The following is a 24,334-nucleotide window of genomic DNA, read 5'->3' as shown; positions in this document are numbered from 1 at the left end:
CCAGGTCAGGAGGTGGGATCCACGACCTTCCAGGTGCGTCCGCGGTCGGTGCTCCACCAGTAGCCGGCGGTGGTCCGCGGCACGGCATAGAACTCCGAGGAGCCCGGTGAGGCGGACCAGTCGAAACCACTGCTCGGCACCGGCGCCGCGCTCGTGGGCGGGGCGAAGCTGCGGCCGCCGTTGGCCGATACGACCAGCGCCCCGGCCGAACTCGCGCCCGTGGCCGAGCCGCTGCGCGGGCCGCCGGCCGTGGCGACCAGGTGGGCCTGGTCGGCCGCGGCGAGCGTCACCCGGCCGAGCCGCGGCATCGTGAGGGTGCGGTTGCCGGCCACGCTCCAGCGGTTGCCGGCGTCGGTGCTGCGCAGCACGCTGTAGGTCGTGGTGGTCGCCGTGGACGAGACCGCGCACAGGCCCCACATCAGCCGGCTGACGTTGCTGGCGAGCGCGATGCTCTCCAGCGGCGCGGTGCCGCAGCCCTGGGGCGAGGGGATGGTGTCGAGGTTGCCGTCCGGCGCGGGCACCAGCGGCGGGATCGGCGTGCCGGCCTTCTGCGGGATCGGGCTGACGACCGTGACGCCGTCCTGCACCGCCAGCAATGCCCCGCGCAAGGGCGTGCCGACATCGGCGGACGCGATCGTGGTGAGCGCCGCGCTGCCGGCCTGGGGGGTGGTCCGGCTGAGGTAGATCGGACCCCGGCATACGCCGGCGGAGCAGTCGTCGGCGCTGAGCACCATGACCTGGTTGCGCGACACCTCGAGGCCGAGCACCGCCTGCCCCGGATGGTCGACCTGCTGGAAGCTCGCGCCGCCGTCGGAGGTCACCCACAGGGCACCGCCGAAGGCATAGCCGATCTGCGGGGTGGCGAAGCGCACCTCGGTGACCGCGCGGTTGGGCTGGATGAGCGGGCGCGCCGAACCGACCGCCTGGGAGGTGTCGGTGCCGGCGAAGGTGTGCACCGAGCGCCAGGTCGAGCCGTTGTCGGCCGATCGCAGCAGGGTCGGGCAGACCTGCTGGCCGCAGACCGCCGAGCCGAGGTCGTAGAGCGTGCCGTTGCCCGCGTTGCTGACCGACCAGCTGGCGAAGGAGGACGGCACCGGACCCGGCACCTGGGTGCTATTGCTCGGCCCGGATGCGACCGACGCGGCGTAATCCGCGCTGCCGCTGATCTGCTGACCCGGTCGCACGCCACCGGTGCCGAAGGGATGCTGCTGCCACGACCACACGCCGAAGACCGCCACGGCGGCCGCCGCGCTCGCCGCGAGGAAGGACCGCAACCGATGATGCGATCGGCGCGGCCGGCGGCTGTGCACCACGCGTTGCCAGGTGAGATCGGTGGCCGGCTCCTCGCGCACCGCCGCTCGATGCTCGGCGAAGAAGTGGGCGACCGGGTCGTCGTCGTATGCCGGGCCGCGGCGATCGGGGGTCATCACGTTCCCTCCAGTCGGGCGGCGAGCTGCTTGCGGGCATCGAACAGGTCACGCTTGACGGCACCATCGGATTTGCCGAGCTGAGTGGCCACCTGGGCCACGGTCAGGTCAGCGTAATAATGCAGGAGCACCGGCAACCGCAGCCGCTCGGGCAGCGACTCGACCGCGTCGCGCACGGTGAGCCGGGTGGCGTGGTCGGTGGCGGGGGCGACCGGCTCGGGGTCGATCCGGCCGCCGCTCCACCGCCCGTAGGCGGCGGCTTCCCGGCCGCGGCGCCGCCAGTGGTCGCGCACCTGGTTGGCGACGGTGGTGTAGAGCCAGGCGCGCGGGTCGTCGACCGACTCCCAGTGGCGCAGCAGCTTGACGAAGGCCTCGGTCGCGAGGTCGTGGGCGAGGTCGCGGTCACTGAGCAGCGGGGTCGCCCAGCCGACCAGCCGCCCGAAATGGGCGTCGTAGACCTGGCGCACCGCGGTTTCCACCGAGTCCTCGCGTGCGACCACGATTCGTGTGCTCCCCATGTCTCGCGCCGTTACGGCTCGGGGGACGCGCAAGGTGGCGACCGTCATACCCTGCTGGACGCCCGAGGCGGGAACCTGGTTGGCCCGGCATTGCTCCCCCGAACAATGTGACCCCCGTTACATTCGGGCGTATGTCCTCCTCAGAGCCTATCTCCCCCACCGTCGCCGCCTTTCGCGCCATGCGGGATGCGCTGCTGGAGCATCGCACCGATCCGCGGGCCGCGCGGGCGGCCTGGCAGCCGCTGCCGGACGGGGAGTTCAACTGGGCGACCGACTGGTTCGACGCCCTCGCCGCCGACCCGCGTCATGCCGACCAGCCCGCGCTCGTGATCGTCTCCGAGTCCGGCCGGCAATCCCTGACGTATGCCGAACTGTCGGCCCGCTCCCAGCAGGTCGGCGCCTTCCTGGCCGCGCAGGGGGTGGCGCCGGGCGACCGGGTGCTGCTGATGCTCGGCAACCAGGTCGAGCTGTGGGAGACGATGCTCGCCTGCATCCGCATCGGGGCGGTGACCAGCCCGGCGACCACATTGCTCACCGCGGCCGACCTGCGCGATCGGATGAGTCGCGGCAACATCCGGCACGCCGTCGTGGGATCGGCGGTCACCTCGGTGTGGCGCACCGTCGAGGGGGATTTCACCCGGATCGCGGTCGGTGAGCCGGTCGAGGGCTGGACGGCATACGACGACGCGCGGTCCTTTGATGGCGAGCCGCCGCGGGTCGTGACCCGGGCGCACGACCCGATGCTGCTGTATTTCACCAGCGGCACCACTGCCAAGCCCAAGCTCGTGCTGCACACCCAGACCTCCTATCCGGTGGGGCATCTGTCGACGATGTACTGGATCGGCGCCGGGCCGGGCGATGTGCACCTCAACATCTCCTCCGCCGGCTGGGCCAAGCACGCGTGGAGCAATGTCTTTGCGCCGTGGAATGCCGGGGCCACCGTGCTCGTGGTCGACCAGCCGCGGTTCGACGCCGCCGCTCTGATCGAGCAGGTCGTGGCCGAGCGCGCGACGACCTTCTGCGCGCCGCCGACGGTCTATCGGATGCTCATCCAGGCCGATCTGGCCGCCTACCGAGAGCAGGTGTCGCTGCGCGAGATGGTCGGCGCGGGCGAGCCGCTCAATCCCGAGGTGATCGGGCAGGTCGAACGCGCGCTGGGCATCACGGTGCGCGACGGCTTCGGTCAGACCGAGACCACCTGCCAGGTCGGCAACACTCCCGGCCAGCCGGTGGTGCCGGGCTCGATGGGACAGCCGCTGCCCGGATATGACGTGGTGCTGGTCGATCCGGCGACCGGTGCCGAAGGGGACGAGGGCGAGTTGTGCCTGCGCCTCGACGGGCCCCTGGGACGGCCGGTCGGGCTGATGGTCGGTTATGAGGGCGACGAGGCCAAGACCGCCGAGGTGATGCGCGATGGCGTCTATCACACCGGCGATGTCGCCTCCCGTGACGCGGAGGGCAATATCACCTATGTCGGGCGCGCCGACGATGTCTTCAAGGCGTCCGACTACCGCATCTCCCCCTTCGAGCTGGAGTCGGTGCTCATCGAGCACCCGGCCGTCGCGGAGGCCGCGGTGGTCCCGTCCCCGGACCCGACCCGGCTCACGGTGCCCAAGGCGTATGTCGTTCTCACTGCTGCGAATTCACCGTCGCCGGAGCTGGCACGCGACATCCTGGCCTTCGCCCGCGAGCACCTCGCGCCCTACAAGCGGATCCGCCGGATCGAGTTCGCCGAGCTGCCCAAGACCATCTCCGGCAAGATCCGCCGGGTCGAGTTGCGCCAGCGCGAGGTGGACGCGCATGGCACCGGGGGTGACGACTCCTCGCGGGCGAGCGACCTCGAATACTGGGAGACCGACTTCCCCGACCTGAAGGGCTGAGGCCGATGCAGTTGCAGGATGCGATCCGCAAGCGGCGGATGGTGCGCCGGTTCGACGTCTCCCGGCCGGTGCCGCCCGAGCTCGTGGACCGCCTGCTCGAGCTGGCCGTGCGGGCGCCGAGTGCTGGTTTCAGCCAGGGCTGGGATTTCGTCGTGCTCACCGATCCCGTTGCGCGGCAACGGTTTTGGGACGCAGGTTCCGAGGATGGCATCCCCGACGCCTGGCTGCGCGGCGTGCAGGCGGCGCCGGTGCTGATTGTCTGCTGCTCGGACCGCACGACCTATCTCGATCGGTATGCCGAGCCGGACAAGCCCTGGCAGGACCGCGACGAGGCGCACTGGCCGGTGCCCTACTGGGATGTCGACACCGGCATGGCGGCCCTGATCATGCTGCTGGTCGCGGTGGACGAGGGCCTGGGCGGACTGTTCTTCGGGGTCCCGGTGGAGCGGCTCGATGCGGTGCGTGGGGCACTCGGCATACCGGCGGATCGCAACCTCGTCGGGGTGGTGGCCGTCGGTTATCCGGCCGAGCAACGCTCGTCGGGCAGCCCGCGCACCCGGCCCCGGCGCGAGCTGTCCGAGGTGGTGCACCGCGAGGGCTGGCAGACGCCGGGCCGGCGGATGGACCTCACCGGCGAGCGGCATCGCGGACCGATCCCCCGCCTCTGACCCCTTCACAGCATCCGTCGCGAGGGTGAGGATGAGGTCATGAAGAAGCTCATCAATGACCCCGCCGATGTCGTCGCGGAGGCGCTCAAGGGCGTCGCGGCGGCTCACCCCGACCGGTTGCGGGTAGACCACGAGCAGAAGATCGTCTATCGCAGGGACGCCCCTCGCCAGGGCAAGGTCGGTCTCATCTCCGGCGGTGGGTCGGGTCACGAGCCGATGCACGCCGGCTATGTGGGGCTCGGCATGCTCGACGCGGCGTGCTGCGGTGAGGTCTTCACCTCGCCCGTGCCCGATCAGATGATGGCCGCGACCACCGCGGTCGACGGCGGCGCGGGCGTGCTGCACATCGTGAAGAACTACACCGGTGACGTGATGAACTTCGAGATGGCCGCCGAGATGGCCGCGGCCGACTCCGGGGTGCGGGTCGAGTCGGTGGTCACCAATGACGATGTGGCAGTGACCGATTCGCTCTACACCGCCGGTCGGCGGGGTGTCGGGGTGACCGTCTTGCTGGAGAAGATCGTCGGCGCCGCGGCCGAGGAGGGCCGCGACCTCGACGCCGTGCTCGCCCTCGCCCAGCAGGTCAACGACAACGGCCGCTCGATGGGTATGGCGCTCACCTCGTGCACCGTGCCCGCCGCGGGCACACCGACCTTCGAGCTGGCCGACGACGAGATGGAGCTCGGCATCGGCATCCACGGCGAGCCGGGCCGCTCGACCGTCAAGCTGGCACCCGCTCGCGAGATCGCTCAGCAGCTCGTCGAGCCGGTGCTGGCCGATCACGACTTCACCGGTGCCCCGGCCATCGTCATGCTCAACGGCATGGGCGGCACCCCGCTCATCGAGCTCTACCTCATGTATGGCGAGGTGGCGCAGATCCTGCGCAAGTCCGGTGTCGAGGTGGCTCGCTGCCTCGTCGGCAACTACATCACCTCGCTGGAGATGGCGGGCTGCTCGGTGACGGTGCTGCGCGCCAGTGACGAACTGCTGAAGCTCTGGGACGCGCCGGTCAACACCACCGGCCTGCGGTGGGGCGTGTGATGGCAGCGATCAGCACCGAGCAGGCCGGGGCCTGGCTGGCCGATTACGCCCAGGTCATCGGTGAGAACGCCGCGATGCTCACCGACCTGGACCGGCAGACGGGTGACGCCGACCATGGTTCCAATATGGACCGGGGCATGAAAGCCGTTGCCGCACTTGATGTTTCGTCATTCGACTCGCCGGGGGCGCTGCTCAAGAAGGCCGGCATGACGCTGGTGTCCAATGTCGGCGGCGCCTCGGGACCGCTCTACGGCACCTTCTTCCTGCGCTTCGCGGGCGCGCTCGACGACGGCCCCGATGACGCTTCGGGGCTGCTCGGCGCGCTGCGGGCCGGCCTGGAGGGCATCGAGCAGCGCGGCAAGGCCGAGCGCGGTGACAAGACGATGATCGACGCGCTCGCGCCGGCCGTCGAGGCCTTCGAGACGCAGTCCGGTGCGGGCACGTCTGCGGCGCTGACTGCCGCCGCGAAGGCCGCGGCTCGGGGTCGCGACGAGGCCACCGATCTGATCGCGCGCAAGGGGCGGGCGTCCTATCTCGGTGAGCGATCGAAGGGCAAGCAGGACCCGGGCGCCACGAGCATGACCCTGCTGCTCGAGAGCGCCGCCCGCACGCTGGGGTCGGCGTGATCGGCATCGTCGTCGTCTCGCACAGCCGGGCGCTGGCAGAGGCGGCCGTCGCGCTCGCCGAGCAGATGGTGCCGCAGGAGTCGCGGCCTCAGCTTGCGGTCGCCGCGGGCGCTGCGGACGGCAGCTTCGGCACCGACGCGTCCGCGGTGGCTGCGGCCATCGAGCAGGTCGACTCCCCCGACGGTGTGCTCGTGCTGCTCGACCTCGGCAGCGCGGTCATGAGCGCCGAGATGGCCACCGAGTTCCTCGATCCCGCGATGGCCGAGCATGTGCGACTGAGCGGTGCGCCCTTGGTCGAGGGGCTGGTGGTTGCGCTGGTCACGGCGTCGACGGGAGCGACGCTGGACAAGGTCGAGTCGGAAGCACGAAATGCGTTGCAGGCCAAGGGAAAAGCGGTCGGCTGAGGTTGCGTCATACGAGATAGCTGCGGTCCAGGTCCGCGGTGCGCGCGGCTCCCGCGCAACCGGCCCAGTGCCGTATGTCGGCCGCGAACTCCTCCAGCACCTGTTGGACGCCGGCGGCTCCTGCGGTGCGCAGGCCCCACAGCACGGGGCGGCCGACGAAGGCCATCCGGGCGCCGAGGGCGAGGGCGGTGAGCGCGTCGAGACCATCCCGGACTCCGCCGTCGACCACCACCGGGATGTCGTCGTCGACCGCGTCCACGATCGACGGCAGCGCATCCGCGGTGGCGATCGCCCGGTCGAACTGCCGGCCGCCGTGGTTGCTGACCCAGATCCCGTCGGCCCCGTGGTCAACACAGGCGACCGCGTCGGCCGGGTGCAGCACGCCCTTGACGAGGATGGGCAGGTCACTGATCTCGCGCAACCAGTCGATGTCGGTGAGCGACAGCGCGGGGTCCTGGTCGATGAGCGGCCACGGGTCGGCTCCCGCGTCCAGGGCGAGGTGCTCGGCGATGTTGATGAGCGCGTCGTCATCGGTGATCGGCAGCGGCCGGGGGCCGGTCGCGGAGGCGCGGTAGCCGACATACGGGGTGTCTCCGGTGAGCACGAGAGCCGTCGCGCCATGGCGTTCCGCGCGCTGCACGAGCGCCTTGGTGACCGACCGCTCGTGCATCAGATAGACCTGGAACCACCACGGTCCGCCGATCGCGGCGGCGACGTCCTCGATCCGGCGAGTGGCGCGCGAGGAGAGCACGAACGGCACGCCGGCCGCGGCGGCTCCGGTCGCTGTCGCCACCTCGCCCCCGTCGTGCAGCAGGCGATGGAAGGCGGTGGGTGCGACGCCGAGCGGCATCCGCCAGTCACCCCACAGGCGGACGCCGGTGTCGATCCGCGACACATCGCGCAGCACCCGCGGCCGCCAGCGACGCGCCCGCCAGGCCTCGGGTGCCTCGGTGGCGACCAGGTCGTCACCACAGCCTCGCGTGAAATAGTGCGCGACGTCCGGATCCAGAGACTCGATCGCGCGAATCTCCTTGTCCTGCAACCACTTGCGCATTCACCCTCCTGACGGGTTCCGGTGGGCGCACCATCGGCCTACGATCGCCACCATGACACGACCGGTGCGCATTGGCGTCCAGATCCAGCCCCAGCATGCCTCCTACGACCAGATCCGGGACGCGGTGCGCCGCGCCGAGGACATGGGCGTGGACGTGATCTTCAACTGGGACCACTTCTTCCCGCTGTCGGGTGACCCGGAGGGCGCGCACTTCGAGTGCTGGACGATGCTCGCCGCGTGGGCTGAGCAGACCTCGCGGGTGCAGTTCGGAGCGCTGGTGAGCTGCAATAGCTACCGCAATCCGCAATTGCTCGCCGACATGGCGCGCACCGTCGACCACATCAGCGACGGACGCCTGATCCTCGGCATTGGCTCGGGTTGGTTCGAGCGTGATTACGACGAATACGGCTACGAGTTCGGCACCGCCGGCGGCCGCCTCGACGATCTCGCCGAGGCGCTCCCCCAGATCGAGCACCGCTGGGCCCAGCTCAACCCGAAGCCCGCGCACGACATACCGGTCATGATCGGCGGCGGCGGGGAGAAGAAGACCCTGCGGCTCGTCGCGCAGTATGCCGACATCTGGCACTCCTTCTCCGACGCCGCCACTTTGGAGCGCAAAATCGGTGTGCTGCAAGGACATTGCTCCGACGTCGGTCGGCCAGCGGACGAGATCGAGATCTCGGTCGGCGTGGGTGGCAAGGGCCGGGAGGGCCGCAGCCCCGATGCGCCCGAGGACGAGGGTGCGCCGCTGCGCGAGCTGGGCGCCAGCCTGTTCACGATGGGCGTGAGCGGACCCGACTACGACCTGGCGCCGCTCGAGCCCTGGCTGCGCTGGCGCGACGACCTCAACGCCTCCTGACCTCCCACGCGGGAGCGGTTACGGCAGGTAGTACGTCGGGTTCGGCAGCTTCACCGGCGTCAGTGCGTTGCCGCCGATCAGGTCGCTGAACTGGTCACCGAAGTTGGCCAGGATCGTGTAGCCGCCGCCGGAGGCCGACTGCACGTGCGCCCGAGTCTGCGACTTGTACTCGATCGTCGTGCACTTGGCCGTGGCACAGGTGATGTAGGACGGCTGCTGGCCGGCCGGCCACTTGGTGTAGTAGTCCGGCGCGGTGAAGCCGGTGTAGCCCACCTTGGCGAGGTTGCCGAGGGTCGCGGCCTTCTGGCTGGCCGACCGTCCGGTCAGGCCGATGATCGTGCAGCCGGCGTTGCTCGCGGCGTTCGCCAGCGCCACCATGCCGGGGGTCGCCGGGAAGCGCTGCTCCTGGACCCACACGTCCTGCAGGGCCGGGTCGAAGGTGAAGTGCATCGCCGCGTCCTCCATGTCGTAGGTCCACAGCGTGGTGTCGTCGGCGTCGAGCACGATCGCCGGCTTGGTGCCGGCGCGCGCGGTCGCGGTGCACGCCTTGGTGAGCACCGGCGTGATCTGGCCGGTGAGCTTGGTCAGCTCGGTGATGTAGGGCGAGCTGGTCTTGTCCGCGATCCCGCTCGAGCCCGCGCCGTAGTAGGTGCGGATGGTGGCCTTGGTCGAGTCGATATTGGGGATGCCCTCACCGTCCTCGGCGAGCCCGCTCGAGCCGTCCGGCTTCATCGTGAAGCGGGTCCGCGGCGCGAGCTGCGGCTCCTGCAACCCCGGCAGGTTCGGCGACGGCAGGTAGTAGGTCGGGTTGGGCAGCTTGAGGGTCGTGTTCGCATACCCGCCCTTCAGGTCGGAGAACTGGTCGCCGATGTTGAGGGCGATGTCATAACCCTGGGTCTCGATGTACTTGCGGGTGCCCGCCTTGTACTCCACCGTCGTGCACTTCACCGCCGCGCAGGAGATGTATGACGGCTGCTGGCTGGTGCCCTTGCCCGTCCACTTGGTGAAGAACCGGCCGGCAGTAAACCCGTCATACCCGACCTTGGTGAGGTTGCCCAAGGTGGCGGCCTTCTGGTCGTCGTTGCGGCCGGTGATGCCGAAGATCGTGAAGCCCATCGCCTGCGCCTTCTTCTGGAAGGCGACCATCGCCGGCACGGCCGGGAACCGCTGCTGCTGCACCCACACGTCCTGCAGCGCGGGGTCGAAGGTGAACCGCATCGCGGCGTCCTCCATGTCGTAGGTCCACAGCGTGGTGTCGTCGGCGTCGAAGACGATCGCGGGCTTCTTGCCGTGCTTCTGCGCCTGCTTGAGCAGCTTCGGCAGTTGCTGCTCCTGCTGGGCGATGATCCGGTTCATCTGTCGGATGTAGGGCGAGTCGGTCTTGTTGGCGATGCCGCCCGTGGCCGCGTAGTAGGTGCGCACGGTCGCCTTGACCGAGTCGATATTCGGTATGCCGGCGCCGTCGGGGAGCGTGCCGCTCGATCCGTCCGGCTGCATCGTGAACTGGGTCCGGGGCGCCAGGTTGCGGTCGCGGAAACGCTGCAGCTGCTTAGTGGCGGCGGTCGCCTGACCCTGGTCGGAAGGGTGCGCGCTGGCCGGTGCGGCATACGCGAGCGGGATGAGAGTGACGGCGGTGACGGTGAGCAAGCTGCCGCGTAGGCGGCGTGACGGAGTGGCCATTCTGGTGACGCTAGCCCCAGCAGGGCGGACACGCCAGGGTCCATCCGGGTTGTCACCCCTTGGTGCGACAAACTGGCGGGTGCACCACCCGGCATACGAGGAGATCCATGGCACCGCGCCGCCGCAAGGACGAACCGCTCGAACCCGACTTCGTGGAGAAGATCGTCGACATCGACGTCGGCGACGAGATGGAGACGGCATACCTCGAGTACGCCTATTCGGTCATCTACTCGCGCGCGCTGCCCGACGCGCGCGACGGGCTGAAGCCGGTGCAGCGGCGGATCCTGTTTGCGATGGACGAGATGCGGCTGCGCCCCGATCGCAATCACGTCAAGTGCTCGCGCGTGGTCGGCGAGGTGATGGGCAAGTACCACCCACACGGCGACCAGGCGATCTACGACACCCTCGTGCGGATGGCGCAGCCGTTCACCATGCGGCTGCCGCTGATCGACGGGCACGGCAACTTCGGTTCGCTCGATGACGGCCCGGCCGCGCCGCGCTACACCGAGGCCCGGCTCGCGCCGTCGGCGATGCTGATGACCGGCAGCCTCGATGAGGACACTGTCGACTTCATCCCCAACTACGACGATTCGGAGATGCAGCCGGCGGTGCTGCCGGCGGCCTTCCCCAACCTGCTCGTCAACGGCGCCGCCGGCATCGCGGTCGGTATGGCGACCAACATGCCCCCGCACAACCTCGGCGAGGTGATCGGCGCGGCCCGGCATCTGATCACCCACCCGGACTGCTCGCTGGACGACCTGATGAAGTTCGTCCCCGGCCCGGACCTGCCGCTCGGCGGTCAGATCGTTGGGCTGGAGGGCATCCGGGATGCCTATCTCACCGGCCGCGGGTCCTTCCGCACCCGCGCCACCTGCCGGATCGAGAATGTCACGCCTCGCAAGAAGGGCATCGTCGTCACCGAACTGCCCTATCTGGTCGGCCCGGAGAAGGTCGTCGACAAGATCAAGGATCTCTACCAGGCCAAGAAGATCCAGGGCATCTCCGACGTCAAGGACCTGTCCGACCGCACCAACGGCCTGCAGCTGGTCATCGAGATCAAGAACGGCTTCAACCCCGAGGCGGTGCTCGAGCAGCTCTACAAGCTGACCCCGTTGGAGGAGTCGTTCGGCATCAACAACGTCACCCTCGTCGAGGGCCAGCCGCGCACCCTCGGGCTGAAGGACCTGCTCAAGGTCTATGTCGACTTCCGCATCGACGTGGTGCGGCGGCGCACGCAGTTCCGCCTCGCCAAGAAGCGCGACCGGTTGCACCTGGTCGACGGCCTGCTGGTCGCGATCCTCGACATCGACGAGGTCATCCAGCTGATCCGCTCCTCCGACGACGCGGCGACCGCTCGCACCCGGTTGATGCAGGTCTTCGATCTGAGTGAGCGCCAGGCCGATTACATCCTGGAGCTGCAGCTGCGCCGGCTGACGAAGTTCTCCCGGATCGAGTTGGAGAAGGAAGCCGAGGAGTTGCGCCGCGAGATCGAGCAGCTGGAAGGCATCCTCGCCGACGAGAAGGTGTTGCGGAAGCTCGTGTCCGACGAGCTTGCCGCCGTCGCCAAGGAGCACGGGACGCCGCGCCGCACCGTGCTGCTGGAGTCGCCGTCGGCGCCCGCGACGACCGCCGCCACTCCGCTCGAGGTCACCGACGATCCGTGCTGGGTGCTGCTGTCCTCGACCGGCTTGCTCGCCCGCACGACGACGGCAGATCCGTTGTCGGACAGCGGAACTCGCCGCAAACACGACGCCGTCGTGTCCGCGGTCCGCACGACCGCGCGCGGGGAGTATGGCGTGGTCACCTCCAGCGGCAAACTCTTCCGGCTCGGCGCGGTCGACCTGCCGACGCTGCCGCCGACCAACGACTCCCCCACGCTGTCCGGCGGTGCGCCGCTCGCGGCCTATGTCGACCTGCCCGCCGGCGAACGCGTGCTCGCGCTGGTGTCGGTGACCGGCTCCGGCCCGGGACTCGCGCTCGGCACCGCGCAAGGCGTCGTCAAGCGGGTCAACCCCGACTTCCCCAAGGCGACCAACTTCGAGATCATCACGCTCAAGGACGGCGACGAGTTGGTCGGAGCGGTCGAACTCGCCTCTGGCACAGAGGAACTCGCCTTCGTGACCTCCGACGCGCAGCTGTTGCACTATGGCGCGGACAAGGTGCGCCCGCAGGGACGCGGCGGCGCAGGTATGGCAGGCGTGAAGCTCGCCTCGGGTGCCCGGGCGGTGTGGTTCGGCGCTCTCGACCCGGCCCGCGACAACGTCCTGGTCACCGTGGCCGGTTCCTCGGGGGCGCTCCCGGGGACCGGCGGCGGATCGATCAAGGTGACCGAGTTCTCGGCATACCCCGGGAAGGGACGCGCGACCGGAGGGGTGCGCTGTCAGCGGTTCCTGCGCGGAGAGGACGAGCTCGTCTTCGCGTGGGCGGGGCCGGCGCCCGCGCGCGGCGCTACCGCCGCAGGTGTCGCGATCGAACTGCCGGAGGCCGACACCCGCCGCGACGGCAGCGGGGTGCCGCTGGCCGGCGACCTAGCCGCGGTGGCCGGATCGCTGGCAGGATCTGAGGAGTGAACCTGCCCTGCTCACGCCAGTGGGACGACGCGGATCTGCCCGCGCCGGGGTCGGCCTCACGCGCGTCCTTCTGGGTAGCGCTGGAGCAGCCCGGTCCCTGGGGGCATGACGCCATCGCCACGTCACGGCTGGACAACCGGCTGGGGCCGCAGCTGGAGCGGGCCTGCTCGGAGGCCGGCGGTCGGCTGCTGCTGATCCGGCGCCCCGGTCGCCACGTCGCCCTGGACGGCCCGCACCAGGTGCTTGTGGCCGGTGGCCTCAATGGTGAGCCGTGGCTGGTCGAGGGCGCGCTCGATGACCCGTGGGCGCTGTTGCGGGCGCCCTTCGAGGAGTTGTGCGGTGCGGACCCCGACGCGCTCACGATGGCGCTGCCCGAACTCGAGGAGACCCGCGAGGCGGCCCTGTTGGTGTGTGCCAACGGTCGGCGCGATGTGTGTTGTGCAGTGCGCGGGCGGCCGATCGCGACGGCGGCTCATGCTGTGCACCCGGGCCGCGTGTGGGAGTGCTCGCACACCGGCGGCCACCGGTTCGCGCCGACCGCGGTGATGTTGCCGTCGGGGCAGACCTACGCGCGGCTGGACGAAGAGACCGCGGTCGAGGCCTTGGAAGCCGAGCGGCGCCGGGAGATCCCGTTGTCGCTCAACGACCTTCGCCATAACCGCGGCCGGTCATGCTTGGCACCTGGCGGTCAGGCGGCGGAGGCGGCCGTGCGCGAGCAGACTGGTGAGGTGTCGCTGCTGGCGCTCACCACTCGCCCCGACCGCGAGGCGGATCGCTGGATCGTGACCCACCGCGACGGCCGCACGTGGACCGTCGAGGTCGAGCAGCAGGACGGACCGATGTTGCAGAGCTCGTGCGCGAAGGACGCCGGCCGGTCAGGCTTCTGGAGCGCTTCGATCGTCGGCTGACAACGGCAGGTGCATCAGCCGCGGTATTGGCCTCGACCACGGCGTTGAACTGGATGCCGTGAAAGCCCCGCTCGCGGTGCCAGCGCACGACATACTCCCCGAGCAGTCGCCCGACTCCCCGTCCCCGGGCCGCCGGCCCGACCATGAAACTGGCGGTGCCGATGTGGTCGCCGTTGCCCGGCCGGTTCGGGCCCATCTTGGCCGTGCCGAGCACCTCCCCCGCGTCGACCGCGACCACGGGCTGCCCTGGCGGCTGCTGGAGCCACAACGCCTTGGCGGCGTCGTTGGTGAGGTCGAGTGGGTAGGCGTAGGTGTCGCCCGCCCCCACCACCGCCTCGACGATCGGCCAGATGCGCGGCCAGTCGGCCTCGGTCGCTGGGCGGATCTCGACGCTCACACCCCCACCTTGCCGTCGACCGACTCACGCACGAGGTCGGCGTGGCCGTTGTGGCGCGCGTATTCCTCGACCATGTGCACCAGGATCCAGCGCAGCGAGAAGTGCTGTCCGGAGCGCTTCTCGGCCCGGGCCGACATCTGATCGAGGTCACCACGCCGCAGTGCCGCGTCGAGCCGGCGGTCGGACTCGGCGATCATCCGGTCCCACAGCGCGAAGAGCTCCTCGGGGGTGTCGTCGGCGGCGCTGTGCCAGTCCCAGTCTTCGTCGGCCGACCAGTCGACCTCCGACCATGGGGCGATGGCCGCCTCGCCGTCGAGCACCTCGACGAACCAGTTCTCCTCGACATAAGCCATGTGCTTGACCAGGCCGCCGAGCGTGATGGGCGACGGGCCGCAGGTTTGGTTGAGGCCCGCGCTGTCGAGGCCAGAAGCCTTGTCCCGCAACGTTTCTCGGTGGAAGGTCAGCCAGCCGCGCAGCATCTCGACCTCGGAGGCGGACAGGGGCGGTTCGGTGCGCTCGCTCGTCATACCGACACCGTATGGCGGCCCACCGACAGCCGCGACCGTGTTCAGCCCTGGGCGGCGGCCGCCTTGGCCTGCGCCTTGGCGGCCTTCTTGAAGTCGCGCACCTTCTGCAACGAGTCCCCGTCGACGACATCCGCGACCGAGCGGAAGGATCCGGGCTCGGCATACGGGCCGATCGCCTCGCGCCAACCGTCGGGGGTGACCCCGAACTGCTTGCCGAGCAGCGCCGCGAAGATGCGGGCCTTCTGGTCGCCATAACCGGGCAGCGCCTTCAGCCGCTTGAGCAGTTCGTCGGTCGAACCGGCGGTGGTCCAGATCTTCGAGGCGTCACCGTCGTAGTCGTCGACGATCGTTTGGGCGAGTTGCTGCACCCGGCCGGCCATCGACTTGCCGTAACGATGGATCGCCGGCGGCGTCGACGCCAGCTCGGCGAACTGCGAAGGGTCTTGTGCCGCAATGACTTTGGGGTCGATCGTTCCCAGCCGGTCGAAGATCTTCGCCGGGCCACGGAAGGCATGCTCCATCGGGTACTGCTGGTCCAGGAGCATCCCGACCAACAGCGCGAACGGGTCGTCCGACAGCAGCTTGTCGGCAGCGGGCTCCTGGGCGATCTGCAGCGACACCATGGCAGCAGCCTAGACGGGTGTCTCAGCCCGGGTCTTAGACCGTCAGCCCACAAACTTCGGCCCGGGTCTTATGGAGGCGGACGGCGCCCCGCAGTTGAATTGAGTCATGCCGGAGGGGGGACGCCGGCGACAAGGGGATCACAGGGGGATGAGAGGCCCGGTGGCTTTGGGGGAAGCCACCGGGCCTCTCAATGTCCAGGCACATCGGGCAGCGTCGGGACCGACAGACCCTCGGTCTTGCCCACGAGCACCCCGCGCCGCACCGCCGAGGAGCCGAACCGCTCGCGCACCTCGTCCAGCGTCCCGTCCAAGGCACCGGGCACCTCATCGCCGAAGGGCAGCGGCAGCTGCACCGCACCCGAACCGTCGAGACCGCCGATCGACAAGCCCAGCAACGTGATGCCACGATCGGCGATCATCGGCCGCAACCCGAGCAGCAGCTCGCGGGCCACCCGCACGACCGTCTCGGTCGCGGTGGTTGGCCGCGGCAGCGTGTGCGAGCGGGTGACCGCCTCGAAGTCGGCGAACCGCACCCGCAGCGTCACCGTCCGCCCGGGTCGCCCGCCATCGCGGACCCGGCCCATCACCCGGTCGGCGATGCCGAGCAGGATCTGGTCGAGCTCGGCGTCGCTGCGCGGCCGCAGCCCCAGCGCACGTTGCGATCCGATCGAGCGCCTGCGCCGGCCGGTGGTCACCGGCCGCGGATCCTGCAGGTGCGCCAGCGCGAACAGGTGCCGACCGGACGCCTTGCCCACCGCCGCGTCGAGCGACGTGCGCTCCAACCGCGCCAACTCCCCTACCGTCCGTATGCCGCGCGCGTGCAGCTTCTCGGCGGTGACCTTGCCGACACCCCACAACCGCTCCACCGGCAAAGGATGCAGGAACTCCTCCTCGCCGTCCGGCTCCACGACGAGCAGGCCGTCCGGCTTGCACACCGCCGAGGCGATCTTGGCGAGGAACTTGGTGCGCGCCACCCCGACCGAGATCGGCAGCCCGACCTCGCCGCGCACCCGCGAGCGCACGATCTGGGCGATCATCTCCGGCGGCCCGACCAGCCGGCGCAGCCCGCCGACCTCAAGGAAGGCCTCGTCCACCGAGATGCCCTCGACGAGCGGGGTGATGGACCGGAACACCTCGAACACAGCCCGGCTGGCTTCGGCATACGCCTCGAACCGCATCGGCACCACGACCAGATCGGGGCACAACGCCCGGGCGGCACGCTCGCCCATCGCCCCGCGCACGCCATACGCCCGGGCTTCGTAGGAGGCGGCCATGACGATCCCGCCGCCGACCGCGATCGGCCGGCCGCGCAGTGAGGGGTCATCGCGCTGCTCCACCGACGCGTAGAACGAGTCGAGGTCGGCGTGCAGGATATTCGCCGCGGACACGAACATATGTTCGCACTATCGACCGACAGCCGCCACTATCGTGGGCGGTATGACCAACGAAGGTGACTTCGGCGAGACCGAACTCGACCCCCAAGAGCGTTTGGACGCTCAGATCAATCTGGACGACCCGCAGGACAGCGACGACGAACCGTGGACCCCGCCCGAGCGCCAGCCGCGCGGGTCGGAGTTCATCGGCCTGGAGGAGGAGGGCGAGACGATCGACCAGCGGATCGCCCAGGAGGAGCCCGAGGAGGGCACCGCCTACGGCCAGCCCGGACCGGAGGACCAGTTCGCCGACCCCGAGCAGCAGGACATGGAGGGCGGCGACGACCCGGACGCGATCCCGGCCGACCAGGACGTGCTCGGCGGTGAGTCCTATGCCGCGGAGGTCGACGAGGAGTTCACCACTGACGACACCGCGCCCGCCGAGGAGCAGGCGCTGCACTACGACGAGGAATAGGCCTCAGGCGTCGATGCGCTCGGTGTCGAGCTGGTCGGCCGAGGAGACCAGGAACTCCTTGCGCGGCGCGACATCCGAGCCCATCAACAATTCGAACACCGTCTCGGCGCGCTCGGCGTCAGCCAGCGTCACCCGGCGCAGCGTGCGGTGCCGCGGCTCCATCGTGGTCTCGGCGAGTTGGTCGGCGTCCATCTCACCCAGGCCCTTATAACGCTGCGGCTGTTTGATCGTGCGGCCCTTGCGCTGGAAGTCGCCGATCGTCTTGCGCATCTGATCCTCGGTGTAGGTGTAGATCACCTCGCCCTTGGCGCGCCCGGACGCCGCCACCTCGATGCGATGCAGCGGCGGCATGGCGGCATACACCCGGCCCGCCTCCACCAGCGGGCGCATGTAGCGGAAGAAGAGCGTGAGCAGCAGCGTGCGGATGTGCGCGCCGTCGACGTCGGCGTCGGTCATCAGGATGACCTTGCCGTAGCGGGCCAGATCGACGTCGAAGGTGCGACCTGACCCGGCACCGATCACCTGGATGATCGCGGCGCACTCGGCGTTTTTCAGCATGTCGCCGACCGACGCCTTCTGCACGTTGAGGATCTTGCCGCGGATCGGCAGCAGCGCTTGGTATTCGGAGTTGCGCGCGGCCATGCCGGTGCCGAGCGCGCTGTCGCCCTCGACGATGAACAACTCGGTGCGCGACACATCGGTCGAGCGGCAGTCCTTCAGCTTGCCCGGCAGCGAGGAGGACTCCAGCGCGGTCTTGCGCCGCTGGGTCTCCTTGTGCAACCGCGCGCTGATGCGCGACTTCATCTCCGCGACGACCTTGTCCAGCAGCAGCGCCGACTGCGCCTTGTCGTCACGCTTGGTCGAGGTCAGCCGGGCGGTGAGCTCGGTCTCGACCACCTTGGCCACGATCTGGCGCACCGCCGAGGTGCCGAGCACCTCCTTGGTCTGCCCCTCGAACTGCGGCTCGGCCAGCCGGACGGTGATGACCGCGGTCAGCCCGGCGAGGATGTCGTCCTTGTCGACCTTGTCATTGCCGACCTTCAGCCGGCGGGCGTTGACCTCCAGTTGCTTGCGGAACACCTTGAGCAGCGCCTGCTCGAAACCGGCCAGGTGGGTGCCGCCCTTGGGCGTGGCGATGATGTTGACGAAGGAGCGCACCTTGGTGTCATAGCCGGTGCCCCACCGCAGCGCAACGTCGACGCCGCACTCGCGCTCCACCTCGGTCGGGGTCATGTGTCCCTGGTCGTCCAGCACGGGGACCGTCTCGGTGAAGGTGCCGGTGCCCTCGAGCCGCCATACCTCGGTCACTGCGGGATCGGAGGCGAGGAATTCGGTGAACTCGCTGATGCCGCCGTCGTGTTTGAAGGTCTCCTCGTGCGGGCCGTCGGCGCCCGGGGTGTTAGGCAGCCGCCGCTCGTCGCGGATCGCGAGCTCGAGTCCGGGGATCAGGAAGGAGGTCTGGCGGGCGCGACCGACGAGCCCCTCGTAGTCGAACTCGGCGTCCTTCATGAAGATGTGCGGGTCGGCCCAGTAGCGGGTGCGGGTGCCGGTCACGCCGCGCTTGGCCTTGCCGACCACACGCAGCTCGGAGCCGTTGACGAAGGGCTCGAAGGGCGCGTCCGGCCCCTCACCCTTGAAGATGCCCGGCTCACCACGCCGGAAGCTCATGCCGTAGGTCTTGCCCGCGCGGTCGACCTCGATGTCGAGGCGCGAGGACAGGGCGTTGACGACCGAGGCACCCACGCCGTGCAGACCACCGGACGCGGTATAGGACCCGCCGCCGAATTTGCCGCCCGCGTGCAGCTTGGTCATCGCGACCTCCACACCGGTCAACCCGGTGCGCGGCTCGATGTCGATCGGTATGCCGCGTCCGCGGTCGCGGACTTCCACCGACCCGTCACCGTGCAGGATCACGTCGATCCGCTCGCCCACACCCGCCAGAGCCTCGTCCACCGAGTTGTCGATGATCTCCCAGAGGCAGTGCATGAGGCCGCGGCCATCGGTCGAGCCGATGTACATGCCGGGGCGCTTGCGCACCGCCTCCAGGCCCTCGAGCACCTGCAGGTGCCGGGCGCTGTATTCGTCCTTGGACGCGGTGGAACGGGAAACCACGAATGCCACTCCTGCGGGTCGATGCCGGATCTTCAGCAGACTAATCGGGCGCACCGACATCGCCTCGCAGGCGTGGCCGAAAGGGTGAAACCGCGCCACGCGACACCAAATGTGCCCAGCGGGAATGCCCCCTCGTGCTTGACTGTTGCCACGTCCGACAGGTCGACGCGATGGGCGCCCGGAACAACGGAGCCGGACCACCCGTTCAGTCGTCCGAGCAGACGAATCACCCTTTGCCGAGGGACCCCGGCACCGACAGGTGCCGAACAGAGAGGATGGACCGCATGGCCACTGCACTCGCACCCACGCTGACCGCGACCGACCGCTGTGACCGTTGCGGCGCGCAGGCGTTCATCAAGGCCCGCCTCGACGGCGACATGGAACTTCTCTTCTGCGCCCACCACGGCCGCGCGCACCTGGACAAGCTGCGCTCGGTTGCCGTGGAGGTCATCGACGAGACCGACCGCTTGCACGACGAGGACTGACCTCACCAGACCGACTCAGGTGATGGGCCGGTCGGCACGCCATACCGCGCGTGCCGACCGGCCCTTCGTCACATCTAGGGCATCATGACCGCCGTGAACAACGACACCGTCACCGTGGTCTCGGGACTGATCATCGCGGCCGGCATCCTCGGCCTGATCGTGCCGATCCTGCCCGGCCTCGCCCTCACCCTGCTCGGCGTCCTGGTCTGGGCCGGCTCTCACGGCGGCACCACCGCGTGGGTGATCTTCGGCATCTGCGTGGTCATCGCGGCGGTCGGTTACGTGCTGCAGTACCGGCTGCCGAACCGGCGCCTGAAGACCGCCGGCGTGCCCGGCTGGTCCCGGCTCGCCGGAGTCGTGACCGCGGCGGTCGGCTTCTTCGTCGTGCCGGTCGTCGGGCTCTTCCTCGGTTTCGTGCTCGGGGTGTATGTCGCCGAGCAACTGCGGCTGCGCAACCCGGCGGCGGCCTGGACCTCGACCAAGGCGGCGGTGCGGGCGGTGCTGCACAGCGTGGGCATCGAACTCGCGGCGGCCTGCCTGGTGGCGGCGACCTGGGTGGTCGGGCTGATCGTCACCTGAGGACGACGCTGCCGGCCGGCGACTGCGTCAGGACAGTGAATCGCGGCGGCGGCGCTCCCACCGCGCCTCGAGCCGCTGCATGAAGGAGCCGGGCGTGCGCTCGGCTCGGCGTGATCGCGGGGTGGCGCGCAGCACCGTGCCGTCGTCCTGCACGGTGCCGAGCGAGGTCGTGCGACTGGCCGGCGCGAAGGCCCAGGCCGCCGCGGCCACCATCACCACGAAGCCCGCGACACCGAGCCAGATGAGTTCACTCATCACCCCGCCGAGCACCAGCCCCAGCCCGGCGAGCATGCCGATGGCACCGAGCAGCAAGCGACCGCGGTGGCGATCGGCCCACTGACCCCGCATCTGGGATGCGAACTTGGGGTCTTCGAGGGCAAGCGCGTGCTCCATTTCGTCGAGCATGCGCTGCTCGTGCTCAGAGAGCGGCACGGCGGCACCTCCGGGGTCATCGTGTGCGACGGGCGCAAGTGTCTTTCTCTTGAGGATAGGTCGCGATCGTCGCGCGTGGTAGCGGGGTCAACCATCAAATCCGTCCGGACCGCCGCGCGGGCGCCACGAGGGTCGGCGGAGCGACCCACCGGCCGAGCGGTTCACGCATCGGCAGCCCGAGCGCGGCGAGCACGAGCCCGAGGAAGGTCTCGGTCTGGCGGATCAGATCGTCGGCCTCGCGCGCGCTGGGCTCGGTCGCGCCGCGCTCGAAGGCGCTGCGCCGCCGGGCGGTGTCGGCGAAGAAGTCGGCCCACTCGGTGAGCTCCGGTGCGACCTTGGGCAGCACCTGCCAGACACTGCGTGGGCGCGAGCGCGGGGACGGCGTGCTGCGCGCCGCCAGCACGGCCGCCGCCGCGCGCAGCGCACCGATGTGCGCCAGCCGGTAGCGCTCGCACAGGTCAGGGGTGTGACATGCCTCGAGCAGGCAGCCACGGGCCCGTTCGACCAGGTCGAGGGCGGCTGGTGGGGCCGCGGCGGAGTGGGGCGAGCGAGACATCGGGGACCTCCTGGAGCCGTGAGCTTGGTCGAACGCGTGTTCGGACAAATCTCACGGTAGGACCGGCCACCGACAGGCCTCAGCCGCGCAGCCGCTCCCACACCTCGACGGTCGCGGTGGAGCGGTTCATCGTGATGAAGTGCACCCCGGGCGCACCTTCGTCGATCAGCCGCTGCGCGTGCTCGGTCGCGATGTCGATGCCCTCGCGGCGCACGGCGTCCTTGTCGTCCTTGACCGCCTCAATCCGCTCGATCACCTCGCGGGCGAGCGGCTGGCCGTTGAGCGCCGTCATCCGCTGCAGCTGGCCGTGCGCGGTCACCGGCATCAGGCCCGGAACGATCGGTATGGCGCGGCCCGATGCGGCAACCAGATCGCGCAACCGAAGGTAGGCGTCGACGTCAGTGACCATCTGGGTGATCGCAAAACTCGCTCCCGCATCGGCCTTGCGCACCAGCACCTCGGCGTCATGCTCGAGCGACGGCGACTCGGGGTGCTTGTCGGGGAAGGCCGCAACGCCGACGGTGAATTCCTCGGATTCGGCGACCAGCCGCACCAGGTCCTCGGCGTGGTCCAGCCCCTCGGGGTGCGGCGTCCAGGGCTGACCCAGCCCACCCGCGGGGTCGCCGCGCAGCGCGAGCACGTTGCGGATGCCGGCCCCGGCATACGCCCGCAGGACCTCGCGCAACTCGGCGACCGAGGAGCCCACGCAGGTCAGATGCGCCATGGTGCGCAACGAGGTCTCGTGCTCGATCCGCGAGGTGACCCGCACCGTCCGGTCGCGGGTGGTGCCCCCGGCGCCATAGGTGACCGAGATGAAGGCCGGCTGCACCGCTTCGACGCGCCGGATGCTGTCCCACAAGACCTCCTCGGCCGCGTCGTCCTTCGGCGGGAAGAACTCGAAGCTGAATGCGGTCTGCGATGCGGCCAGCAGGTCTGGGATGCTGGTGGCGGGCTGACGGACGACCCGAGAGCCTGGTGGTGACATGGGCCAGACCTTATAACCGGCCGGCCCCGCTCACCCGGAACGACCGACACATGGAAGGACGACCTGTGCCGCAGCCCCAGGGCCTGGACGATCTGCGCGTCCTGGTGCAACAGGTCCTCGACGAGCAGCAGCGTCGCCACCGCGAGGATCTCGCGCCGCTCGGGCCGCAGATGGCCTCGCTCACCGCTCCGATCGACGACCTGTTGCGTGGTGGCAAGCGGCTGCGCGCCGCCTTCTGCTACTGGGGATACCGGGCCGCGGGCGGCCCGCACGGCGAAGGCATCGTCCGGCTGGCGACCGCGATGGAGGTCTTCCAGGCCGCCGCTTTGCTGCATGACGACGTCATGGACCGCAGCGACACCAGGCGCGGTATGCCGTCCGCGCACCGTCGCCTCGGCGGGTTGCACGCCAGCGAGGGCTGGGACGGCGACAGCGAACGTTTCGGCGACGCCGGGGCAATCCTGGCCGGCGACCTATGCCTCAACTGGACCGACGAGCTCTTCGCGACCAGTGGCCTGCCGAGCGAGGAACTCGCCCGCGGCCGGCGCACCTTCGACCTGATGCGCACCCAGCTCATGGGCGGGCAATATCTCGACGTGCTGGAGTCGGTGCGGCCGTGGGAACAACTCGACACCAGCGAGCGCGTCGATCGGGCCCGCACCGTCATCCGGTTCAAGAGCGCCAAATACACCATCGAGCAACCGCTGCTCATCGGCGCCCAGAGCAGGGGCGTTGACCCGCAGACCGACGCCGCGCTGTCGGCATACGGCCTGGCGCTCGGGGAGGCCTTCCAGCTGCGCGACGACCTGCTCGGCGTCTTCGGTGACCCGGCACAGACCGGCAAGCCGGCCGGTGACGACCTGCGCGAAGGCAAGCGCACCGTGCTCGTGGCGCTCGCGCTGGACCGCAGCACCGCCGCCGATCTCGACCGCTTCAACACGCTCTTCGGGCGCGAGGACCTGACCGGTGCCGAGGTCGACTGGCTGCGGGACTGGTGCGTGCGCACCGGCGCGGTCGAGCGGGTGGAGCAACTGATCGACGAAGGTGCCGGGCGGGCCCGCGCCGCGCTCGACCCGTTGCGGCTGGACCCTGACGGCACGCGCGTGCTCGGTGAACTGATCGAGGTATGTGTGGCGCGCAGCGCCTGAAAAGCCTTGTCTACCAGGCGAGTTCGGAGGCTCGCTTGCGGACCTCGGCCTTGCGACCGAGCTGCAGCATGGTCATCGGCGAGCCGACCACCGGCAGCGTCTCGTCCGGCGTGAACAGCCAGGTGAGCGACTCCTCCGAGGAGAGCCCAGCATCGGCGAGCACCGTGATCGTGCCGAGCAGCGCGGGCAGGATCTGACCCTCCCGGACGAAGGCGGCGGGGATGCTGAGCGCGTCATTGGGGCCGATCCGGTGCGCCAGCAACTGGCCGTCGTCGATCATCGCGCGCACGTCGCGCTGTCGCACGCCGATCGCGTCGGCCACCTCCGGGATGCTCATCCAGGAGCCGACCAGGGTCTGCAGTCCGTTCACAACGACCAAGAGTGCCATGCCGACACTCCGAGCCGCTTCGGTGCCACCCTGTGACGGTTCCGTTACTTTGCAGGGCCATGGCACCCCCCGTCGCCGACCACGCCCCTCCGGCCAATGTGCACGCCGTCCACCAGCAGGCTGCTGCCGCCACCGCCACCACCTGGCGGTCCTACACGATCCGGCCGGGTGACACCCTGACCGCGATCGCCAAGGCGCACCGCACGACGGTGGCCGCGCTCGTCGCCCACAACAAGCTGAGCACGCCGGGGCGCATCCTCGCCGGCCAGCAGTTGCAGGTGCCGGTCGCCGCCCCGGCCAAGTCCAAGGCGCCGGCGCCTCGCCGTGCCCCCAACCCCAAGACGATCGCAAAGAAGACCACCACCCGCTCGGGCACGCCGTATGTCGTGCGCCGCGGCGACACGCTCATCGGGATCGCCCGCGCCCACCACACCTCCGCGGCAGCCCTGGCCAAGGCCAACCAGATCGGCAACCCCAACACGCTGCGCGCCGGTGAGGTTGACCCCGTTCGGTGGACATCCTGATCGTCAGGTTTCGGCCTGGCAGGGAAGGATGCCCTCATGGGTGCGAAGAGGAAGAGTTACACCCCGAAGTACCGGCAGGAAGCCGCGCACTTGGT

25 protein-coding genes and 1 pseudogene are annotated in these 24,334 nt (G+C 69.8%); 13 read left to right on the top strand and 13 right to left on the bottom strand.

From position 1 onward, the window contains the following. Positions 1-5: 5 nt before the first annotated feature. Positions 6-1,427, bottom strand: coding sequence for a beta propeller repeat protein (locus tag G9U51_RS14020; protein ID WP_166197596.1), 1,422 nt, complete (start codon positions 1,425-1,427; stop codon positions 6-8). Continuing rightward, the gene (locus tag G9U51_RS14015) at positions 1,427-1,945 is read right to left on the bottom strand and encodes an RNA polymerase sigma factor (protein ID WP_166197593.1); all 519 of its coding nucleotides are present in this window, start codon (positions 1,943-1,945) and stop codon (positions 1,427-1,429) included. Before G9U51_RS14015 ends, G9U51_RS14020 begins: the two co-directional genes overlap by 1 nt. 131 nt (positions 1,946-2,076) lie before the next feature. Between G9U51_RS14015 and G9U51_RS14010 the strand changes: the two genes are divergently transcribed. The 5 genes from G9U51_RS14010 to dhaM are packed head-to-tail and all read left to right on the top strand — an operon-like array spanning position 2,077 to position 6,564. Then, positions 2,077-3,825 (top strand): AMP-binding protein, encoded by a 1,749-nt coding sequence (locus G9U51_RS14010; protein WP_166197591.1) that lies wholly within the window; start codon positions 2,077-2,079, stop codon positions 3,823-3,825. Positions 3,826-3,830: 5 nt separating this feature from the next. After that, on the top strand, positions 3,831-4,493 hold the full coding sequence (locus tag G9U51_RS14005; protein ID WP_166197589.1) for a nitroreductase family protein: 663 nt from the start codon (positions 3,831-3,833) through the stop codon (positions 4,491-4,493). Between the two features lie 39 nt (positions 4,494-4,532). Then, positions 4,533-5,534: a dihydroxyacetone kinase subunit DhaK gene (dhaK, locus tag G9U51_RS14000; RefSeq protein WP_166197587.1), complete on the top strand. Its 1,002-nt coding sequence runs from the start codon at positions 4,533-4,535 to the stop codon at positions 5,532-5,534. After that, a complete protein-coding gene (gene dhaL / locus G9U51_RS13995) occupies positions 5,534-6,160 on the top strand; it encodes a dihydroxyacetone kinase subunit DhaL (protein WP_166197585.1) in 627 nt (208 codons plus the stop codon). The genes dhaK and dhaL overlap by 1 nt, the downstream gene beginning before the upstream one ends. After that, entirely contained in the window at positions 6,157-6,564 is a 408-nt protein-coding gene (gene dhaM, locus G9U51_RS13990) for a dihydroxyacetone kinase phosphoryl donor subunit DhaM (protein ID WP_166197583.1), read from the top strand. The genes dhaL and dhaM overlap by 4 nt, the downstream gene beginning before the upstream one ends. 7 nt (positions 6,565-6,571) lie before the next feature. Here the strand turns inward: dhaM and G9U51_RS13985 are convergent, their stop codons facing one another. Then, positions 6,572-7,618 carry an alpha-hydroxy acid oxidase gene (locus tag G9U51_RS13985; RefSeq protein ID WP_166197581.1) on the bottom strand — a complete coding sequence of 349 codons (1,047 nt, stop codon included), beginning with the start codon at positions 7,616-7,618 and terminating at the stop codon, positions 6,572-6,574. A 52-nt stretch (positions 7,619-7,670) separates the two neighbouring features. Between G9U51_RS13985 and G9U51_RS13980 the strand changes: the two genes are divergently transcribed. Further along, positions 7,671-8,477: an LLM class F420-dependent oxidoreductase gene (locus G9U51_RS13980; protein WP_171715572.1), complete on the top strand. Its 807-nt coding sequence runs from the start codon at positions 7,671-7,673 to the stop codon at positions 8,475-8,477. A gap of 18 nt (positions 8,478-8,495) precedes the next feature. On the opposite strand, the gene G9U51_RS13975 is transcribed toward G9U51_RS13980, so the two are convergent. Next, complete coding sequence (locus G9U51_RS13975) at positions 8,496-10,157, bottom strand: HAD family acid phosphatase (protein ID WP_207948334.1); 1,662 nt, start codon at positions 10,155-10,157, stop codon at positions 8,496-8,498. 107 nt (positions 10,158-10,264) lie between these two features. Between G9U51_RS13975 and G9U51_RS13970 the strand changes: the two genes are divergently transcribed. Continuing rightward, positions 10,265-12,727 carry a DNA gyrase/topoisomerase IV subunit A gene (locus G9U51_RS13970; protein ID WP_166197579.1) on the top strand — a complete coding sequence of 821 codons (2,463 nt, stop codon included), beginning with the start codon at positions 10,265-10,267 and terminating at the stop codon, positions 12,725-12,727. Then, on the top strand, positions 12,724-13,635 hold the full coding sequence (locus tag G9U51_RS17505; protein ID WP_328823483.1) for a sucrase ferredoxin: 912 nt from the start codon (positions 12,724-12,726) through the stop codon (positions 13,633-13,635). Before G9U51_RS13970 ends, G9U51_RS17505 begins: the two co-directional genes overlap by 4 nt. 28 nt (positions 13,636-13,663) lie before the next feature. Here the strand turns inward: G9U51_RS17505 and G9U51_RS17500 are convergent. From G9U51_RS17500 to dinB, 4 genes and pseudogenes are all read right to left on the bottom strand, one after another. Beyond that, positions 13,664-13,963, bottom strand: a pseudogene (locus tag G9U51_RS17500) (N-acetyltransferase family protein); the annotation flags it as partial. Between the two features lie 65 nt (positions 13,964-14,028). Next, complete coding sequence (locus G9U51_RS13960) at positions 14,029-14,559, bottom strand: DinB family protein (RefSeq protein WP_166197575.1); 531 nt, start codon at positions 14,557-14,559, stop codon at positions 14,029-14,031. A gap of 41 nt (positions 14,560-14,600) precedes the next feature. After that, the gene (locus G9U51_RS13955; RefSeq protein WP_166197573.1) at positions 14,601-15,182 is read right to left on the bottom strand and encodes an HhH-GPD-type base excision DNA repair protein; all 582 of its coding nucleotides are present in this window, start codon (positions 15,180-15,182) and stop codon (positions 14,601-14,603) included. 188 nt (positions 15,183-15,370) lie between these two features. Beyond that, on the bottom strand, positions 15,371-16,576 hold the full coding sequence (gene dinB, locus G9U51_RS13950; protein WP_166197570.1) for a DNA polymerase IV: 1,206 nt from the start codon (positions 16,574-16,576) through the stop codon (positions 15,371-15,373). A gap of 43 nt (positions 16,577-16,619) precedes the next feature. Here dinB and G9U51_RS13945 point away from each other — a divergent pair, with 43 nt between their 5' ends. Next, on the top strand, positions 16,620-17,030 hold the full coding sequence (locus G9U51_RS13945; RefSeq protein ID WP_166197568.1) for a hypothetical protein: 411 nt from the start codon (positions 16,620-16,622) through the stop codon (positions 17,028-17,030). 3 nt (positions 17,031-17,033) lie between these two features. On the opposite strand, the gene G9U51_RS13940 is transcribed toward G9U51_RS13945, so the two are convergent. After that, complete coding sequence (locus G9U51_RS13940; RefSeq protein WP_328823482.1) at positions 17,034-19,142, bottom strand: DNA gyrase/topoisomerase IV subunit B; 2,109 nt, start codon at positions 19,140-19,142, stop codon at positions 17,034-17,036. A 284-nt stretch (positions 19,143-19,426) separates the two neighbouring features. Here G9U51_RS13940 and G9U51_RS13935 point away from each other — a divergent pair, with 284 nt between their 5' ends. Then, positions 19,427-19,627, top strand: a complete 201-nt coding sequence (locus G9U51_RS13935; protein ID WP_171715571.1) for a DUF7455 domain-containing protein — start codon at positions 19,427-19,429, stop codon at positions 19,625-19,627. A gap of 93 nt (positions 19,628-19,720) precedes the next feature. Further along, positions 19,721-20,206: a DUF456 domain-containing protein gene (locus G9U51_RS13930; protein ID WP_407941444.1), complete on the top strand. Its 486-nt coding sequence runs from the start codon at positions 19,721-19,723 to the stop codon at positions 20,204-20,206. Positions 20,207-20,233: 27 nt separating this feature from the next. Here the strand turns inward: G9U51_RS13930 and G9U51_RS13925 are convergent, their stop codons facing one another. From G9U51_RS13925 to metF, 3 genes are all read right to left on the bottom strand, one after another. Next, on the bottom strand, positions 20,234-20,638 hold the full coding sequence (locus tag G9U51_RS13925) for a DUF3040 domain-containing protein (RefSeq protein ID WP_166197563.1): 405 nt from the start codon (positions 20,636-20,638) through the stop codon (positions 20,234-20,236). Between the two features lie 94 nt (positions 20,639-20,732). After that, complete coding sequence (locus G9U51_RS13920; RefSeq protein ID WP_166197561.1) at positions 20,733-21,194, bottom strand: SAV_6107 family HEPN domain-containing protein; 462 nt, start codon at positions 21,192-21,194, stop codon at positions 20,733-20,735. Positions 21,195-21,273: 79 nt separating this feature from the next. Then, a complete protein-coding gene (metF, locus tag G9U51_RS13915; protein ID WP_166197557.1) occupies positions 21,274-22,179 on the bottom strand; it encodes a methylenetetrahydrofolate reductase [NAD(P)H] in 906 nt (301 codons plus the stop codon). Between the two features lie 65 nt (positions 22,180-22,244). Here metF and G9U51_RS13910 point away from each other — a divergent pair, with 65 nt between their 5' ends. Next, entirely contained in the window at positions 22,245-23,327 is a 1,083-nt protein-coding gene (locus tag G9U51_RS13910; RefSeq protein ID WP_328823480.1) for a polyprenyl synthetase family protein, read from the top strand. Between the two features lie 10 nt (positions 23,328-23,337). Here G9U51_RS13910 and G9U51_RS13905 read toward each other — a convergent pair whose 3' ends face one another. After that, a complete protein-coding gene (locus G9U51_RS13905; protein WP_166197551.1) occupies positions 23,338-23,715 on the bottom strand; it encodes an Rv2175c family DNA-binding protein in 378 nt (125 codons plus the stop codon). Between the two features lie 59 nt (positions 23,716-23,774). Between G9U51_RS13905 and G9U51_RS13900 the strand changes: the two genes are divergently transcribed. Further along, the gene (locus G9U51_RS13900; protein ID WP_166197548.1) at positions 23,775-24,239 is read left to right on the top strand and encodes a LysM peptidoglycan-binding domain-containing protein; all 465 of its coding nucleotides are present in this window, start codon (positions 23,775-23,777) and stop codon (positions 24,237-24,239) included. The last annotated feature ends 95 nt before the right edge of the window (positions 24,240-24,334 follow it).

The sequence above is a fragment of the Metallococcus carri genome (assembly GCF_011440275.1).
GTDB classification, from domain to species: domain Bacteria; phylum Actinomycetota; class Actinomycetes; order Actinomycetales; family Dermatophilaceae; genus Metallococcus; species Metallococcus carri.
The sequence above is the reverse complement of the archived record's forward strand: the minus strand, read 5'-3'. Positions and strand labels throughout refer to the sequence as shown.

What these genes read in the sequence shown, in the direction of transcription:
- G9U51_RS14020 (WP_166197596.1), bottom strand. Translation starts at nt 1,427, where the DNA reads ATGACCCCCGATCGCCGCGGCCCGGCATACGACGACGACCCGGTCGCC.
- G9U51_RS14015 (WP_166197593.1), bottom strand. Translation starts at nt 1,945, where the DNA reads ATGGGGAGCACACGAATCGTGGTCGCACGCGAGGACTCGGTGGAAACC.
- G9U51_RS14010 (WP_166197591.1), top strand. Translation starts at nt 2,077, where the DNA reads ATGTCCTCCTCAGAGCCTATCTCCCCCACCGTCGCCGCCTTTCGCGCC.
- G9U51_RS14005 (WP_166197589.1), top strand. Translation starts at nt 3,831, where the DNA reads ATGCAGTTGCAGGATGCGATCCGCAAGCGGCGGATGGTGCGCCGGTTC.
- dhaK (WP_166197587.1), top strand. Translation starts at nt 4,533, where the DNA reads ATGAAGAAGCTCATCAATGACCCCGCCGATGTCGTCGCGGAGGCGCTC.
- dhaL (WP_166197585.1), top strand. Translation starts at nt 5,534, where the DNA reads ATGGCAGCGATCAGCACCGAGCAGGCCGGGGCCTGGCTGGCCGATTAC.
- G9U51_RS13985 (WP_166197581.1), bottom strand. Translation starts at nt 7,618, where the DNA reads ATGCGCAAGTGGTTGCAGGACAAGGAGATTCGCGCGATCGAGTCTCTG.
- G9U51_RS13980 (WP_171715572.1), top strand. Translation starts at nt 7,671, where the DNA reads ATGACACGACCGGTGCGCATTGGCGTCCAGATCCAGCCCCAGCATGCC.
- G9U51_RS13975 (WP_207948334.1), bottom strand. Translation starts at nt 10,157, where the DNA reads ATGGCCACTCCGTCACGCCGCCTACGCGGCAGCTTGCTCACCGTCACC.
- G9U51_RS13970 (WP_166197579.1), top strand. Translation starts at nt 10,265, where the DNA reads ATGGCACCGCGCCGCCGCAAGGACGAACCGCTCGAACCCGACTTCGTG.
- G9U51_RS13960 (WP_166197575.1), bottom strand. Translation starts at nt 14,559, where the DNA reads ATGACGAGCGAGCGCACCGAACCGCCCCTGTCCGCCTCCGAGGTCGAG.
- G9U51_RS13955 (WP_166197573.1), bottom strand. Translation starts at nt 15,182, where the DNA reads ATGGTGTCGCTGCAGATCGCCCAGGAGCCCGCTGCCGACAAGCTGCTG.
- dinB (WP_166197570.1), bottom strand. Translation starts at nt 16,576, where the DNA reads ATGTTCGTGTCCGCGGCGAATATCCTGCACGCCGACCTCGACTCGTTC.
- G9U51_RS13945 (WP_166197568.1), top strand. Translation starts at nt 16,620, where the DNA reads ATGACCAACGAAGGTGACTTCGGCGAGACCGAACTCGACCCCCAAGAG.
- G9U51_RS13935 (WP_171715571.1), top strand. Translation starts at nt 19,427, where the DNA reads ATGGCCACTGCACTCGCACCCACGCTGACCGCGACCGACCGCTGTGAC.
- G9U51_RS13920 (WP_166197561.1), bottom strand. Translation starts at nt 21,194, where the DNA reads ATGTCTCGCTCGCCCCACTCCGCCGCGGCCCCACCAGCCGCCCTCGAC.
- metF (WP_166197557.1), bottom strand. Translation starts at nt 22,179, where the DNA reads ATGTCACCACCAGGCTCTCGGGTCGTCCGTCAGCCCGCCACCAGCATC.
- G9U51_RS13905 (WP_166197551.1), bottom strand. Translation starts at nt 23,715, where the DNA reads ATGGCACTCTTGGTCGTTGTGAACGGACTGCAGACCCTGGTCGGCTCC.
- G9U51_RS13900 (WP_166197548.1), top strand. Translation starts at nt 23,775, where the DNA reads ATGGCACCCCCCGTCGCCGACCACGCCCCTCCGGCCAATGTGCACGCC.